We start from the raw sequence: 16,458 nt of genomic DNA, 5'->3' as shown, positions 1-16,458 counted from the left end.
TAAGCAATTAAAAAGTTTGCTAAATTCCAAAGCTTTTAATAATGCTCATTTTTATTAAATCCCTACCTTTTAGGCTATAAAAATTAATACTGTTAATTCTGTGAAAAATAAAATACTTATCACCTATTCAATTCCAAAAGAGGGACTTACTGAATTGGAAACTCATTTTGATTTGATTTACCCCGAAAAGGAATTCTTCACAAAAGTAGAATTAATTGAACTGATTCCGCACTGTATTGGTTTGCTGTCTATTTTTAACCGAGAAGTCTCTGCAGATATAATAAAAGCTGGAAAAAATCTGAAAATTATCAGCAATTACGGAGTTGGTTTTAATAATATCGATATGAATGCTGCAAATGAGCAAGAAATTATTGTATGCAATACTCCTGAAGCTGTTTGCGAACCAACTGCCGAATTGTGTATGGGACTTTTATTATCGCTGAGCAGACAAATTTCGTTGTGCAATTATGGATTAAAAACAAATCCGGAATTTGAATGGGGAGTAATGAAAAATTTAGGAAGCACACTGCGAGGAAAGACCTTAGGAATTGTAGGCATGGGCAATATTGGTAAATCGGTTGCCGAAAAGGCAATGGTTTTTGGTATGAATATCGCTTATCACAATAGAAAACCCATTTCTGAGATTAAATGGAAGGATGCAGTTTATATGCATTTGCCGGATCTGCTTGAAAAATCGGATGTAATTTCCCTGCACTGCCCCTTAACCCCTGAAACGCATCATTTATTAAATGAAAAGGAGTTCCTGAAAATGAAAAAAACGGCCTTTTTAATTAATACATCCCGGGGTGCAGTTATTAATGAAGCTGACTTGGCCATAGCTTTGGAACAAGGTGAAATTGCCGGTGCCGCACTGGATGTTTTTGAGAACGAACCCATTATTCATCCAAAATTATTAACGCAGAAAACAGCTCTTGTAGTACCACATATTGGCACTGCAACAATCGAAACCAGAATTGAAATGAGCCGGGAAGCCTGTCAGAATATTATTGAGTATTTAAAAAATGGAATTACAAAAAACAGGGTTAATTAGGCTTTTCTTTTAAAGCTTTTGCCGATCTTTATCTTTAGTTTAAGCAATAAATACAAGCCAACATATGCTTTTAGCCATCGACATAGGAAATTCAAATGTGGTCTGCGGTTTATCCAGCAATAATCATTGGGCCGAACAATTTAGAATTCATACAGTTGCCAACAAAACATCTGATGAATACGAAGTCATTTACAGAACTTTACTTGCGAGTCGGAATATCGATTTGAAAGAGATTAACAGGGTAGTTCTGAGTAGTGTAGTTCCCTCGCTGATACTTCCTATCCGTGAGATGATTCGAAAACTGTTCAACCAAGAGCCTTTAGTTCTCGGTCCGGAATTGTATCCGCGTTTAGATATTGGAATCAGTAATCCTTATGAAATAGGAACAGATTTGGTTGCCAATGCCGTTGCTGCTCACAACAAATATTCGGGCAATTGCATTGTTGTTGATTTTGGTACTGCTCTTACTTTTACTGTGATAAAAGCAGATGGAAATTTGTTAGGTGTGACAATTGCTCCCGGGCTTAAAACTGCCATGGCATCGCTTTCTCAAAAAACAGCTCAATTACCAAATGTCGATTTGGTTGTTCCTCCCTCCTGCATTGGAAAAAATACGGTTCATGCAATGCAGGCTGGTATTGTAATCGGTTACAAAGGTCTTGTTGAATCACTTCTGACTGAAATGAAAAAGGAAATGGAAGGAAAAACTACTGTAATTGCCACTGGTGGATTGGCCACTGTGATGCTTCCTATTCTTAACAGTTTCGATCATCATGAGCCAATGTTAACCCTCGACGGACTTAAAATCGTTGGAAATAAATTTTACAAATAAGACAAGCCTCAGCAACATATGCCTTTAGAAATAGAAAGAAAATTCCTCATAAAATCAAATTTACTGGATCTTCCTCCAGAGGGAAAGAAACTTATTCAAGGATACATTTGGAGTGATCCGGATAAAAGTTTACGAATTAGAATTGCGGGAGATCAATCTTTTTTAACCATTAAAACCGGAAATAATCCGTTGAGCAGATCTGAATTTGAATACGAGATTCCGTTGAAAGATGCTCAGGATCTTTTAGTTCTTTGTGATTCGAAGATTGAAAAAACACGATTCGTGATTCCTCAAAATAATTTATTCTGGGAAATAGACGTATTTGAAGGCGACAACAAGGGTTTAATTGTAGCCGAAATTGAGCTTAGTTCTGAAAATGAAGACTTTGAACTGCCACAATGGATTGATCGGGAAGTCACAAATGAAAGTAAATTTTTAAATGTGGAACTAATAAAACATCCCTTTTCCAAATGGTGAAAAAGGAAGGCTTATGAATTCAGGATCAACTTTTTCCTCTCTAATAATTGATTTATATATTTGTTCCTGAATTTTAGTTCGTACATCCATTTCTATCAATTTGGTATTCGACTCATCAGGACAAATTCGGTTCGACAGAAAAATATACAGCAAATCATATTTGGGATCAATCCAAATCATAGTGCCGGTAAAACCAGTGTGTCCATAACTTAATTCGGAAGCCTCACTGCATGTTGGACCACCTTTTTCTTCGGGATCGTAAAAAGGTTTATCAAAGCCAATTCCTCTTCTGTTTTCTGAATTTGGGTAGGCACGTCCAGTAAATCGATTCATCGTTTCAGCACTTATGTAGGTTTCACCGCCATAAGTTCCTTCCTGAAGATACATCTGAGCTAATTTTGCCAGATCGCCAGCATTACCAAACATTCCTGCATGTCCCGAAACGCCGCCAAGCATTGCTGCAGTTGGATCGTGCACATAAGCTTTAAGCCATTGTTTTCGAAAAAACTTATCATCCTGTGTTGGTACAATCCGATCGGCACTAAAGCGTTTCAAAGGATGATACCCCAAACTGGAGGCTCCCAACATGTCGTACAAATGTCTTTTCACATAGCCATCCAAACTTTCGCCGGAAATATCCTTAATCATCTCTCCCATCATTATAAAACCAAGATCGCTGTATTTATAACCATTTGATTCTCTAAATTCGGTTGCCAATATCTGATTGATTATTGTATCGTGATAACCTTTATGTATAAAAAGGTTATTCGCAATTTGAACCGGGTATTCTTCAGAGCTTTGATTGGAAAAAATCCCCTCTCTAAATTTATAATTTCGATCCAGATACAATTTATCAGCCACTTTTAGACTATAACGTTTCGAATAATTCCCACTGAATAAATCTCCATCGAAGCTCGCCGAATCAACAGCCTCCCATTGAAATGGTTTATAACTCAACAATCTCGCTTCATGAGCTAAAATTTTCTTTAAAATAAGAGTATCCTTATTGGTGCCTTTGGCTTTTGAAAAATACTCACCCAATGTATGATCAACATTAATCCACCCTTCGTCACTTAACTGCATTATTGCCGGAAGTGCAGCTGTAATCTTTGTAAGTGATGCTAAATCGTAAATATCAGGATTACGAACTTCTACTTTTCCTTTGTAGGTATAATGACCGTATGATTTATGAAATACAACCTTTCCTTTTCTAGCTACCAGAATTTGACATCCTGGGGTTGCTTTTTTTTTAATGGCATCATTTACTATCGAATCAATAACATTCAATTTAAGTGTATTTAATTCAACTTGTTCGGGCAAAGAAAATCCCAGACGGTTGTGTTTGGTTTCAAAACCAGTACCAACCGGAAAATGCCCATTAACTGTAACCGGTAAGTGCCCTTGAGAAGCCAAACCTCCAAAAATTATTTGAGCAGAAGCCATCTGAGTTTCAATATTATCCTCATACGAAACCAAAATCCCTTTTAGCCGATCAGTCCCTTCATATAAATCCAAACCATAAGGGTTTGCAAACAGATCAAAAATCACCTTCTTGTTTTTTGAAAGCTCAGAAAGAAACTCAATAGTCTGACTCGTAATTCCAAAATTCTTTGATGCCCGCATATCACTGTCGTGCTTACTTACAATCACCAAATTGTATTCATCAAGTTTTTTCAATAATTGATAATAACTTTCAATCGAAGCACTTTTCCCGATCTGAAAAAAATCTATATCTGCATACCTGCCAAGATATTCCTGAAATCTGTTTCGGATAGGGACACCCATAGCAACAGAAGCAATTTTCAGGGTATCTAATCTTTTTAACGGCAACAACTGCTCATCATTTTTCACCAATGTAATTGCCTTCTCGGTCAACTTTCGTCTTAAAATAAATCCTTGCTGTGTATTTAATCCAGACCACAGTCTATTCTGATCAATTGGCTTGTACTCATTCAAATTGAGCCAATACTTTGCTTTCAAAATTTTCAAACACTTCTCGTTGATATCATCCCAGGAAAGGTCACCGCTTTTTAGCGCCAATTTAATTTCTTTAATTGCTATTGCAACGTCTTCGGTAAAAAGAAGAACATCATTGCCCGCAACCAAAGCTTTAGCATCAACCACACCCTTCGGATAAAATTTACGAACGCCTTCCATATTTAAAGCATCCGTAAATACCAAACCTTTAAAACCCATTTCCTCTTTCAGCAATTGAGAAACGATCGGACGGGAAAGTGTCGCTACTTTTTGCAAAGGATCAAGCGCCGGTACATTTAAATGAGAAACCATAATCCCCCCCAAACCATTATTTATTAAACGACGGAAAGGAAATAGTTCAATAGAATCAAGTCTTTCAATAGGATGATCTACCAAAGGAAGGTCAAAATGCGAATCGGTTTCGGTATCTCCGTGACCCGGAAAATGTTTGCCTACAGCAATAATTCCTGATTTCTGCATTCCTGAAGCAAAAGCGTACGATTTGTTGGTTACATTGTAACGATCCTCGCCAAAGGAACGGCTGTTAATTACCGGATTTCGCGGATTATTATTCACATCCATTACGGGTGAGAAATTCACATGAACACCAAGCCTGTTACACTCTTTCCCAATCTGTTTCCCCAACTGAAAAATCAATTCATTATCCTGAATTGCACCCAGCATAATTTGCCTTGGGTAACTTATCGTTTGTTTTAATCTGGATCCGAGTCCAATTTCTGCATCCATTCCAATCCAAAGAGGAACCTTTGCCAAAGCTTGATACCTATTTGTCAACTCGGCTTGCTTCCCTGGTTCTCCTTGAAAAAATATAATTCCTCCGATTTGATATTTACTCACTAAGCCGGCAATTCTCTCAGATTCTTCATCTCCTTTATTCGAATATGCTGCAAGCATAAACAATTGAGCAATTCTCTCGTCATCACTTAAAGTCGACAGAATGGAATCTGCCCAGATATTGGGTCGAGACAATCTACAAACCAACCTATCATCTTCTAAATCAATATCTTGTGCAGATACAAAAAAATGACTTACAAGAAAAATAAGAATAATAAACAATCTGTTCAGAGAATATATATGTGTCATGAAAATCTTTCTTTGGCTATAAAAACAGTGAAGTGCAACAAAATTATAAATACCCTGTCAATTAACAGAATGATTCATCACTTAAAATGAAGAATTAATAAATTATTTAGGAGAGAATACTTATGGTGATATAAAAAAGGGGCAAAGCCCCTCTTTTAATTACTAACAACTAAAACCATACTTAAAACTTAAAAAGAGCTGAAACTTATCAAGTCAAATATGAAAATTGAAGGAATTTAAACCTTCACTACACAAGTAAAAATATTGCAATAGGTATGATAAAACAAGTGTCAAATGTGCCACTTTCTTCGCATTGAACATAATGATAGACCCTTATTTATCTGATTACCCGCAAAAAAGGGCTTACAACTTAATTGTAAGGAAAACTATTCTTTTTGAAAAATCGATAAAAAGGATTAAATTAAAAATTGAGATGATGCCAAATCATATGTTCAATTCTTAAGCTACCCATTATGAAAAAAATCTTCATTGTTCTACTGTCCTTTACTTTTAGCTCATTCATAGTTGCCCAACAGACAAAGAACATCGACTTGTTTTTAGATGATGACGGAAATATTAGTTTGGAAACAAAATATCTGCAAACAGCAATAACAGATCAGCAAATTCGAGAATGGATTTCCTCATTTCCGGATCAAGTAAATGGTAAGATTGAATATATTAATTCAAATTCAGGCGAATTTCGATACAAAGGCCAGGTTCCTATTTCTTTAAGCGAAAGACCTTCCGTTTTCCAGATTGAAATGCATTTCACACTTTCAATTCACAGTGCGAAAGACCAATTAATTGTTACCATTGGTGATATTTATTATCAATCCTATCCGGAATATGGGAAGCAAGGAACTCCAGCCATAATTTCCTATCCTAAAGATTGGTACTCCAAAGCAAAATTGCGCAAAAAAACAGGCAATCTGCCTTGGCTAAACAGCTTGGTTAAAGAAAACACCATTTCCAAAGCTGAAGAATTGCTGGCAGGTGGAAATGAGTTTTTCATCTGATTATAATTTATTTTTTAGTTGCTGTATGGTCCCGAAAACTTTCGGGATTACCATGAACCAATAAGCTTGTTCTTGTGTATCAAAATATATTTGTCATTGGTCGTTTCAAATACTTTACATCAACTTACTTTTCTTTTGATTGGCATCTCTGCGTAAACTTTTAATCACCTCAATGATTTCATTTGAAGCTAAATCGATTTCAGTTTTAGTGGTATATCTGCCTACAGAAAAACGAATTGTGCCCATTGCATATTCCAAAGGAACTTTCATAGCATCCAGGGTTGCAGAAACACTTACACAATCAGTGTGACATGCGGCACCCGCTGATGCCGCCACATGTTTCAACCGACTTAGAATCTCGTTTACCGGAATTTTTTTAAAGGAAACACTTAAGGTATTTGGCAAACAAAAATCATTATTCCCATTAAACTGAACATCTGAAAGTTTAGATAAGTTCCTGCGTAAAATCCGAATCAAATTCATTTCATGCCTCATTCGTTTGTCTTCCTCCTCCATGGCCAATTCGGCGGCTTTTCCCAAACCAACAATTTCCAATACATTTTCGGTTCCCGCCCGTAAATTCCTTTCATGATCTGCACCATGAATCAATTTCTGCAATTTAATTCCCTTGCGAATATACAAGGCTCCAATTCCTTTCGGGCCATAGAATTTATGACCTGCAAGAGTCAGTAAATCAACACCCAGTTCCTGAACATTAACAGGTACTTTACCCACAGCCTGAGCACAATCAGTATGGACAATAATATTATTCTGCTGCGCCAATTTCGAAATTTCAGAAATTGGCTGTAAAGTTCCAACCTCGTTATTCGCATACATGATCGAAATTAAAATAGTATCTGGTCGAACGGCCTTTTTCACATCAGACAATTGTACTCGTCCTGTTTCATCAACAGGCAGATAGGTAACCTCGAAGCCCTCTGTTTCCAAAAATTTACAAACCTCTGTAACCGCAGGATGCTCGATAGAAGAAGTGATAATATGTTTGCCTTTATCCTGATTTGCAAAAGCATAGCCCTTTAATGCATAATTATTTGATTCAGATCCGCCACTGGTAAATATCAATTCTTCAGCATCACAATTCAGCAATGAAGCTACCTGATTTCTTGCCTTATCCACAGCCTCTTTGCATTGCCGTCCATAAAAATGTGAGCTTGACGGATTGCCAAAAAAACCTTTTAAGTAAGGAATCATCGCATCAGCAACTTCCGGTGCGATAGGTGTAGTCGCATTGTAATCAAGATATATCGGTTTCATTTTATTGGTTATTATTGATTTTCAACAACTTTGAATTCTGTTCTTCGATTTAAACTTCTTCCCTCTTCGGTTTCATTGGCTGCAATAGGATGTGAAGCACCATATCCTTTAAAGCTTAGCCGTTTTGCTTCTATTCCTTTTGAAATTAAATAATCGCAAACCGCCTTTGCCCGGTTATTGGAAAGATTCAGATTGTAATCTTCAGTTCCGGTATTATCGGTATGACCGGCAATTTCAATTTTTAATTTAGGATAAGCTGCCAACAGATCAAACAAGCGGGTCAATTCAATTTCAGATTTCGACAAAATATCCCAGGAGTCGATATCAAAAAACACATTCCTAAGTACGATTTCTTTTCCTTTTTCAATTTTATCTAAAAAGATATCTAATTGTTGAGGATTCGATTTCTTCTTATCATTCAACATCTCGAAATGTTTGGAATAAAAAAGATAGTCACCGGCCTCAGCAGAAAAAATATATTCTCTATCCGAAGGCAAACAAACCAAATAGCTGCCATCCGTCCGATCTGATTTTATCTGAATAATTGTATCATTGCTCATCAAATCAATTAATAAAAGCGAAGCTAGCACGGGACTTTTAGATTTAGCATCCAACACATTGCCTTTTAACCACGACACAGACTGTGGCTGCAAATCTACAGGCATCTCAAAACTAAAAATATCTTTTCCTTTGCCTTTTAGGCGATCCGAAGAAAAATAAGCTTTATCACCTTTCGCATTGATAATCAATCCTATTTCGTCGTTAAATGTATTAATTGGGTAACCCAAATTTTCAGGATCACTCCATTTCCCATCTTTATCGCGTTCTGTCTTAAACAAATCATATCCACCCATTCCGGTTAAACCATCAGAGGAAAATACCAGATACCGGTTTCCGGCATGAATAAATGGTGACATTTCATTGTCTGCTGTATTAACAGCAAGATTAGTTGGCTGCGTCCATCGTTGCTTTCCATCTTCCAAAGTTTCAATTAATCTGGAATGCCAAATGTCCATTTTCCCTTTTCCTGATTTTCGGTTGCTCACAAAATACAGTTCCCGTCCGTCAGCAGATATACTTGGCTGAGCTTCCCAAGCTTTCGAATTAATTGGTTTGCCAACATTTATCGGTGCCGACCAAATATCTCCTTCCCGAACTGAATAGTAAATATCGCACCGGCCATATCCGTTGGTACGATTGCAAGCCGTAAAATACATGTATTTGCCATCTGCCGTAATACTTTGTGCTCCTTCGTTCTTTTCCGTATTGATAACTAAGGATAATGGTTCAGACGGCATCCATAAACTATCTTCTTGGTGAGACACATAAAAATCCTCTTGTCTTTTGATTTTCACTTCAGTTCCTTCTTTCTTCTCTGTCAACAATCTGGTGAATACAAGCAATTCCTCATCTGCCGTAAGGCTCGGCCAATACTCATCAAATTCGGAATTCACATTATCACCAAGGTTTACCGGTTTAAAATCGACAGGATTTGCCATCGACTTGATCGCAAACCGGCAACTTTCCAGTCTTTTTTCTGCCAACCTTCTATTTCTGTCGGAACTATTTGAAAGGGATAGAAACTCTTCATATTTCGTTAATGCCTTTTGATATTCTCCTATTTTCAGGTAAGCATTCCCGAGATTAAAATGCACATTCGGAAAAAAATTGGCATCAATATTTATCGCCCCCAAATAAGCTTCAATTTCAGATTCAGTCTTGCCCTTTTCGTGCAAAACATCAGCTTTAAAAAGCCATGCTTCAATAAAATCAGGGCTTTGCTCAATTGCGACATCCAAATATTTCAGAGCTTTGGAATTATCCATCTGCCGATAAGCCTCTGAAGCCAACTCATAATTTTTGATGGCTCTCTTCGACTTGATACGGTATTTTTTTTGTGCATTGGAAGTAAATCCAAACAATAAACAACACAGGAATAAGATAACTGATCGATACATTTTATTGATATTATTCAATTTCTAAGGCACAAAATGAGCCACAACTTACCGATGGCAAATTTCGGCATACACACAAGTTCGGCAAATATCTTTATTTTCTACCTGATAAAAAGGAATATCCTGATTAAAAATCTCTTCCAGTAATTCTTGCAGGCCTTCAACAAATTCAGCTTTAAACATTCTGTAATCATCAACACGAACGGCATTTCCGCGCCCCTCTTTTTGAGCTAAGGTGCAATCAAACCCATCGTTAAAAAACTCTTTCAGACTGTATATTCCTGGGGAAATTGCTGCACCTGGATTGTAATTTTCATCGTAAAACAAGCAATAAAGCAAAGTTTGAAATGCCGCTTTATTTTTATTCTTCCCTTCTTTTTCGAAAAGAGAAGCGATATCCTTAAAAATCAGATCGGCCTTGCCTGTTTTGTAATCTAAAATACGAATGGTATCATTCAATTTGTCTACTCTGTCAATCAACCCGCTAATGTTTACCTTTCGATCGGCTTTCTCTCCTATTGGCATTTGAATTTTATATTTACCCTCCAAAGAAACAATTTCAAAGGGTGCATATTTCTGATCCAAAATCAATATCCGATCAATAAACTTCTTCAGGATATCGAAAACAAGAAGATTTCTTCCACCAATTTCCATTGGCTGCTCCTTTTTCAGCTGAAAGTAGATGCTCCGAAAAGCATCCTTTAAAACCTGATCCAGTAAAACTTTGTTTTTCCGCAATCCCTCCAAATCTTCTTTCCGAATTGTATTGCCACTAAAAGGCTTGTACAATTCTTCCAAAACCGAGTGAAATAAATTCCCGAAAGTTGGCGGATCGATCTCTTCCAAAACCACATCGGGTTCTTTTAAACCAGCTAAATATTTAAAATAAAAGCTTAGACTGCAATTCATATAGGTATTTAAGGCTGACGGCGAAAAACTCTTTATCCCATCCCCACAATATTCGTTCAACCGAGTTTGAATCCGCTCATTTTTAGCCACGCTAATTGACTTGGTTTCCTGCAAAGAAATATTGTAGGACGGACTGTTCTCAACAATCTCAAAATCTGATTCGTATTTCAGCTGATACAAAAAACGACTCATTTCACCAGTGCGAATCCCGTCACTTTGAGTGCTGTACAGCAATTTAAGATCTTCAACACGCTGAATCAACCGGTAAAAATAGTAGGCGAAAATCGCATCCTGATGATCGATTGTCGGCATTCCAAAGCCTTTACGCAAATGATAGGGAACAAAAGAATTTGCAGCTCCTGTTTTAGGCAATTTCCCTTCGTTCATCGAAAGCACGACAATCTTTTTGAAATCGAGCAATCGTGTTTCCAAAATTCCCATTACCTGCAAACCTGCCAAAGGTTCTCCTTCGAATGGAATACTCAAACTCTGAATCATTTTATCCAGAATCTTATAAAAAGTATCCTGCTTTAGTTCAATTTTGTGCTGATTTAATAAAGAATTGAGACGTTTTATTGCCAAAAATAAATGATAGATGTATTCCTGTTCAATTTTATCAACCAAGGTTTTTTCCTCATCAGTAGTTTCTAGTTTCTGATAAATTCCCTGAAGCAATTCAAGCAGATATATTGAAAATTGCTCTACACTACTCACCGGAGAAAAAAGTTTTTCCAAAACGGGATCCCCCTTAATTAAACGTTGTGGAACTTCAATTCTATTGGTTGTTAGAATATCCTGTGTTATGGAATGTGCCAATTCAGGATTCACAGAATTCAAATATTGGTGATTCAGAAGAGACAATACCTGTTTGTGATGAAACGATACCTCTCCATTGGATTTTTTCACACTTTTCTGGAGATCGATCACCAAACGCAGCAAACTTGCCACAGGCGTATTTTTGGCTGGATATCCCATGGTTACATTCACATTCTTTGCAATTTTAGGAATGGAATGCAATACCGGAAGAAGCAACTCCTCATCGGCCAAAACAATAGCCGTTTCCTCTAAGGCATCCTCCGAATTCCTGCAGAATTCTTCAACCACTGCGTGGGCATACTTCGCCTGTCCCACTTCCGAGGAAAGTGAAACAAACTCAACTTTGGTTTGATTATTCTTGATATTATCGAACCTGATATTCGTTTTTGGCGACGGAAACCGTTTGATATTTTCGCGTAAAAACAAACCCGCCTCATGAAAAGGATTCTGAAGATAGGATTCATCGTAATCCCAATAAAAATCGGCTTTATCCTGCTTCTTCAATTCATCAAACAAATTCTGTTCGCAACGGTTTAATGCATTAAAACCTATAAAAATGACCCGATCTTCTTTGATTTCAATCTTCCCCGATTCCAACTCATCAACCAATTTTCGGGAAGCCATTCCTTCGTATGCCAATCCTTCAGATTGTAATACATCCCGAAAATCAGAATAAATAGGATACAGATTTTCCCATAGTTTCACAAACTCCTTTTGATGCTCCGAATATTTCTCGGGACGGAATGTACTCCAAAATGATTGTATAGCAGCAATCTGCTCTTCCGTTAAGTAATCGAACAGATTATCAATCTCTTTTTCTTCCGCTAAATTCTGAAACAAATGCTTTGCATTCACCCGGTACTTGTCCAAATCGTCGAAATCGCCCAAAAGCATTTCTCCCCAATGGTAAAACTCATCGAAACTTTCCGAGACATCCATTTTTTGAATGTAGATTTTATACAAACGGAAAAGCAAACCCAGATTATCCTCGGTCTGCAACTGAGAATGAGTTTTAAAAAAATCATTAATGGTTAAAATTCTGGGCGCCCAAACAGGTTTTTCAATCAATTCATTTAAATATTTTGAAAAGAATAAACCTGCACGGCGATTTGGAAACACCAACATGCAATTGGATAAATTACTGCCGTATTTTTCGTACAGCTCGCTGGTTAATTCGCGTAAGAATGAATTCATTGTTTAAGTATGATTTGAAATATGAGATGAAAGATGTGAGATTATTGCCGCAAGTAGGAAAATACAATCTCGATATTCGGAGACCCGTGCATCCCATTGGGATTCAAACCCGGTTTTCCTTCCGGGATATCTACCCCTAAGTTTTTGTAATATTCAATCCAAAAAGGAAGAAAATCACCGGTTTTAGCATCCTTAAAAGTCATCGGGTTTAACCGGAAGATTTCAATAGAATCTCCGGCATTTGCAAATAGGTCATAAATCAGCTCCGAGCAATAGTAAGTTGAATCTCCCATGATGTAAATATCATCGTATGGTTTTCCAATCAGCTTCCCTCCCGACTCCAGAGCCTTATCAATAAAAGCAGTAAATTCAGGCTTTAGCCTTCCCACCTCAACTTTTGGCTTTTGGTCAGCAGTTGTGCTTCGCTGCAAAAAATCAGTGAGTTTGGTGTAGGTAACTCCTTTTGAGATGGCTTCTAAAACCAAGGTATCCCCGTTTGAATGAATATCAACAATCCCAACATGCGAAAAGCTCAAATTCTTATCTCCTCCTGTTACTGATTCTATCGCATCTGAAATAGAATCCGCATCCAGATCCTGAAAAAGAAGATCACCTTTTTCGAGAGCAAACCGAGGTTTTTTTTGTAAATTATGACAGGCCGTGAATTGAGCACCAAGTGCCAAAACAATTAAAATACGGAGAAAATACATCTGTGAGATTTTACATGTTTGTCTTAAAAAAACTAAAGTAATTCGAACAGGCATCAAATAAAAGAATTGTGCTGTTTATTTTTAGTAATGTTAAACCAAAACATCTTATAGAAAAACTCTATATCTATATCTGTAAAAAAAATGATCTTTTTATCTATTATTCGTTTTTGATATCACCATAAGGCTTAAAAATTAATACATTTGTTTAAGTAACAACGATAATCAGACTAAGTACAACGAACAATTATATGGATAAATTTAGCTTTTTAGGTAACAGTGAAATCGAATCTATCGACCAACTTTACCAATCCTATAAGAATGATCCTGAATCCATTGAAGAAAGTTGGAGACAATTTTTCCAGGGATTTGATTTTGCAACAGCCAAATTTCCAATTAAGGAACAAACGGCCAACGAAAATATTCCTGCCGCAAGTCCGACGAGTAAAGAATTCAATGTTATGAATCTGATTCATGCCTATCGTCAGCGCGGACATCTTTTTACCAAGACAAATCCGGTTCGGACCCGACGGAAATATTTCCCTACACTCGACGTCGAAAACTTTGATCTGTCAGAATCAGATTTAGAAACTGTTTTCCATGCCGGCACTGAAATAGGATTGGGTGCTTCCAAATTAAAAGATATTGTCTCCCATTTGCAGGAAACCTACTGCAAATCGATAGGTGCAGAATATGTTTTTGTACGTCATCCTCAGATGATGCGATGGCTGCAGAACAAGATGGAAGGCACTAAAAACACTCCTGACTTTAACGATGAGCAACGCAAACACATCTACTATCATTTAAAGCTTGCCGTTGGTTTCGAAAACTATATCCACAAAAAATTTGTCGGTCAAAAACGCTTTTCCCTCGAAGGAACAGAAACCTTAATTCCTGCTTTGGATGCCATGATTGAACGTGGTGCTGAGCTTGGTGTTCAGGAATTTATTTTCGGGATGGCTCACCGGGGAAGATTAAATGTCCTGGCCAATATCTTAGAGAAACCTTACGCCAATATTTTCAAAGAATTTATGGGCGAAGAGTTCGAAGAAGACATTGCTTTGGGGGATGTAAAATACCACCTGGGATATGGAAATACGGTAAAAACAGATGATGGCAGTAAAGTAAAACTTCATTTGGCACCCAACCCTTCACATTTGGAGACCGTTGGTGCTGTTGTTGAAGGAATTTCACGCTCGAAAATTGATAACGACTACACCGGCGATCAGGACAAACTGGTTCCTGTTATCATTCATGGAGATGCTGCTGTTGCCGGACAGGGAATTGTGTACGAAACAATTCAAATGTCGCAATTGAAAGGATATAAAACAGGAGGAACCATCCATTTGGTCATCAACAATCAGGTAGGTTTCACAACCAATTATCTGGATGCCCGGTCGAGTACATATTGTACCGATGTTGCAAAGGTAACCCGTTCTCCTGTGTTTCATGTAAATGGTGATGATGTGGAAGCTTTGATTTTCACGATCAAGCTGGCTATGGAATACCGTCAGGAATTTAATTCTGATGTTTTCATAGATATTCTTTCGTACCGGAAATTTGGTCATAACGAAGGGGATGAACCCCGTTTTACCCAACCAATTCTGTACAAAGAAATCGCCAAACATAAAAATCCACGGGATATTTATGCCGAATTCCTGATTGGAAAAGGAATTTATACCAAAGAAGAAGTTGCAGCGATTAACTCCGAATACAACAAACTTTTAGATAAAGATTTTGAATTATCTAAAACATTTAAGAAGGTAATTATACAGCCTTTTCTGGAGGATTACTATAAAGACATCCGATACTCAACTCAGGAAGATTTTGAATCTTCTCCTAAAACAGGAGTTGCAAAAAAGACTTTGCTTGAGCTCGCCGGAAACATTACCAATTTGCCCGGTGACTTTACTTTCTTCAAAAAGATTGGGAAGTTAATGACCGATCGCAAAAACATGATCGCGAATGATGAGTTGGATTGGGCCATGGGAGAACTGCTTGCCTATTCCAGTCTGCTGGAAGAAGGAAACAGTGTTCGTGTAAGCGGACAGGATTCGGAAAGAGGTACTTTTTCGCACCGGCATGCAGCTTTGGTGATTGAGAACTCAGACGAGAAATATTTCCCGCTGAAAAACATCAGCAGCAAGCAAGCCCCTTTCCATATCTACAATTCATTGCTTAGTGAATATGGTGTACTTGCATTTGAATACGGATATGCCTTGGCACATCCTTCCGGCCTTACCATTTGGGAGGCTCAGTTTGGAGATTTTCACAATGTGGCTCAGGCAGTTATCGACCAGTACATCAGTGCTGCCGAAGACAAGTGGGGCATAAAAAATGGCTTAGTGATGTATCTTCCTCATGGATACGAAGGACAAGGCGCAGAACATTCGAGCGCAAGAATGGAGCGTTTCCTTACCCTATGTGCCAACAACAACATGCAGATTACCAACCCGACTACACCTGCCAACCTGTTTCACATGTTACGAAGACAAGTGAAACGTGACATACGGGTTCCGTTAATTTGCTTTACGCCAAAAAGTCTGCTTCGTCATGCAAAATGTGTTTCGAAAATTGATGACATGGCCAAAGGTCAGTTTCAGGAAGTGATTGACGACAACAATATAATTGCAGAAGAAGTTCGCCGCGTTGTATTCTGTTCCGGAAAGATCTATTACGATTTACTGGCCCGAAAAGAGGAACTGTTTGCTCAGGATATTGCCTTGGTTCGGGTGGAACAGCTGTATCCGTTTCCTGATAAACAGATTGATCAGATTTTGAATCGATATCCAAATGCCCTTCTTCATTTATGGGTTCAGGAAGAACCGGAAAACATGGGAGCCTGGCAGTTTATCAACTACAACTTTAAAAACAAAGATATTAAATTGGTTCCTGTAGCACGCCAGGCCAGTGGCAGTCCGGCAACCGGATTGAATAAAATTCATCTGGCAGGGCAAAACGAAATCATTAACAAAGTATTTCGAAAATGCAATTGCGATCGAAAATTGAAATATTGCGGATTACAATGTGTGGAAGGCAGTTCTCATGCAGACATCCTCGTTCAGCACGAATATTTCGAAGAGAAGAAAAGTAAATTGCTGATGTAAATCAAAAGACCCTTGTAAAAAGTACAAAATATCAAGAC

The 16,458-nt window shown here is 37.7% G+C and carries 10 protein-coding genes; 5 read left to right on the top strand and 5 right to left on the bottom strand.

What is annotated here, in order from left to right:
• The first annotated feature begins 100 nt into the window (after positions 1–100).
• From ACY0M5_RS07815 to ACY0M5_RS07805, 3 genes are all read left to right on the top strand, one after another.
• Positions 101–1,051, top strand: a complete 951-nt coding sequence (locus ACY0M5_RS07815; RefSeq protein WP_461631368.1) for an NAD(P)-dependent oxidoreductase — start codon at positions 101–103, stop codon at positions 1,049–1,051.
• Positions 1,052–1,115: 64 nt separating this feature from the next.
• Positions 1,116–1,883 carry a type III pantothenate kinase gene (locus ACY0M5_RS07810; RefSeq protein WP_124992100.1) on the top strand — a complete coding sequence of 256 codons (768 nt, stop codon included), beginning with the start codon at positions 1,116–1,118 and terminating at the stop codon, positions 1,881–1,883.
• An 18-nt stretch (positions 1,884–1,901) separates the two neighbouring features.
• Positions 1,902–2,360, top strand: a complete 459-nt coding sequence (locus ACY0M5_RS07805; RefSeq protein WP_461631367.1) for a CYTH domain-containing protein — start codon at positions 1,902–1,904, stop codon at positions 2,358–2,360.
• Here the strand turns inward: ACY0M5_RS07805 and ACY0M5_RS07800 are convergent.
• Positions 2,331–5,441 (bottom strand): glycoside hydrolase family 3 N-terminal domain-containing protein, encoded by a 3,111-nt coding sequence (locus ACY0M5_RS07800; protein WP_461631366.1) that lies wholly within the window; start codon positions 5,439–5,441, stop codon positions 2,331–2,333. The genes ACY0M5_RS07805 and ACY0M5_RS07800 overlap by 30 nt on opposite strands.
• A gap of 473 nt (positions 5,442–5,914) precedes the next feature.
• On the opposite strand from ACY0M5_RS07800, the gene ACY0M5_RS07795 reads away from it, so the two are divergent.
• On the top strand, positions 5,915–6,457 hold the full coding sequence (locus ACY0M5_RS07795; RefSeq protein ID WP_461631365.1) for a hypothetical protein: 543 nt from the start codon (positions 5,915–5,917) through the stop codon (positions 6,455–6,457).
• Between the two features lie 114 nt (positions 6,458–6,571).
• On the opposite strand, the gene ACY0M5_RS07790 is transcribed toward ACY0M5_RS07795, so the two are convergent.
• Genes ACY0M5_RS07790 through ACY0M5_RS07775 form a run of 4 tightly spaced genes read right to left on the bottom strand, consistent with a single transcriptional unit; the run spans position 6,572 to position 13,316 of the window.
• Positions 6,572–7,732: a cysteine desulfurase family protein gene (locus ACY0M5_RS07790; RefSeq protein WP_461631364.1), complete on the bottom strand. Its 1,161-nt coding sequence runs from the start codon at positions 7,730–7,732 to the stop codon at positions 6,572–6,574.
• An 11-nt stretch (positions 7,733–7,743) separates the two neighbouring features.
• Positions 7,744–9,690: an OmpA family protein gene (locus ACY0M5_RS07785; protein ID WP_461631363.1), complete on the bottom strand. Its 1,947-nt coding sequence runs from the start codon at positions 9,688–9,690 to the stop codon at positions 7,744–7,746.
• A gap of 45 nt (positions 9,691–9,735) precedes the next feature.
• Positions 9,736–12,606: a PD-(D/E)XK nuclease family protein gene (locus ACY0M5_RS07780; protein WP_461631362.1), complete on the bottom strand. Its 2,871-nt coding sequence runs from the start codon at positions 12,604–12,606 to the stop codon at positions 9,736–9,738.
• 41 nt (positions 12,607–12,647) lie between these two features.
• Complete coding sequence (locus ACY0M5_RS07775) at positions 12,648–13,316, bottom strand: YiiX/YebB-like N1pC/P60 family cysteine hydrolase (protein WP_461631361.1); 669 nt, start codon at positions 13,314–13,316, stop codon at positions 12,648–12,650.
• Between the two features lie 248 nt (positions 13,317–13,564).
• Here ACY0M5_RS07775 and ACY0M5_RS07770 point away from each other — a divergent pair, with 248 nt between their 5' ends.
• Entirely contained in the window at positions 13,565–16,420 is a 2,856-nt protein-coding gene (locus tag ACY0M5_RS07770) for a 2-oxoglutarate dehydrogenase E1 component (protein WP_461631360.1), read from the top strand.
• Positions 16,421–16,458: the final 38 nt, after the last annotated feature.

The sequence above is a fragment of the Labilibaculum euxinicum genome (assembly GCF_963678175.1).
Classification (GTDB): Bacteria; Bacteroidota; Bacteroidia; order Bacteroidales; family Marinifilaceae; genus Labilibaculum; species Labilibaculum euxinus.
This window is presented reverse-complemented; position numbering and strand designations above follow the sequence as displayed.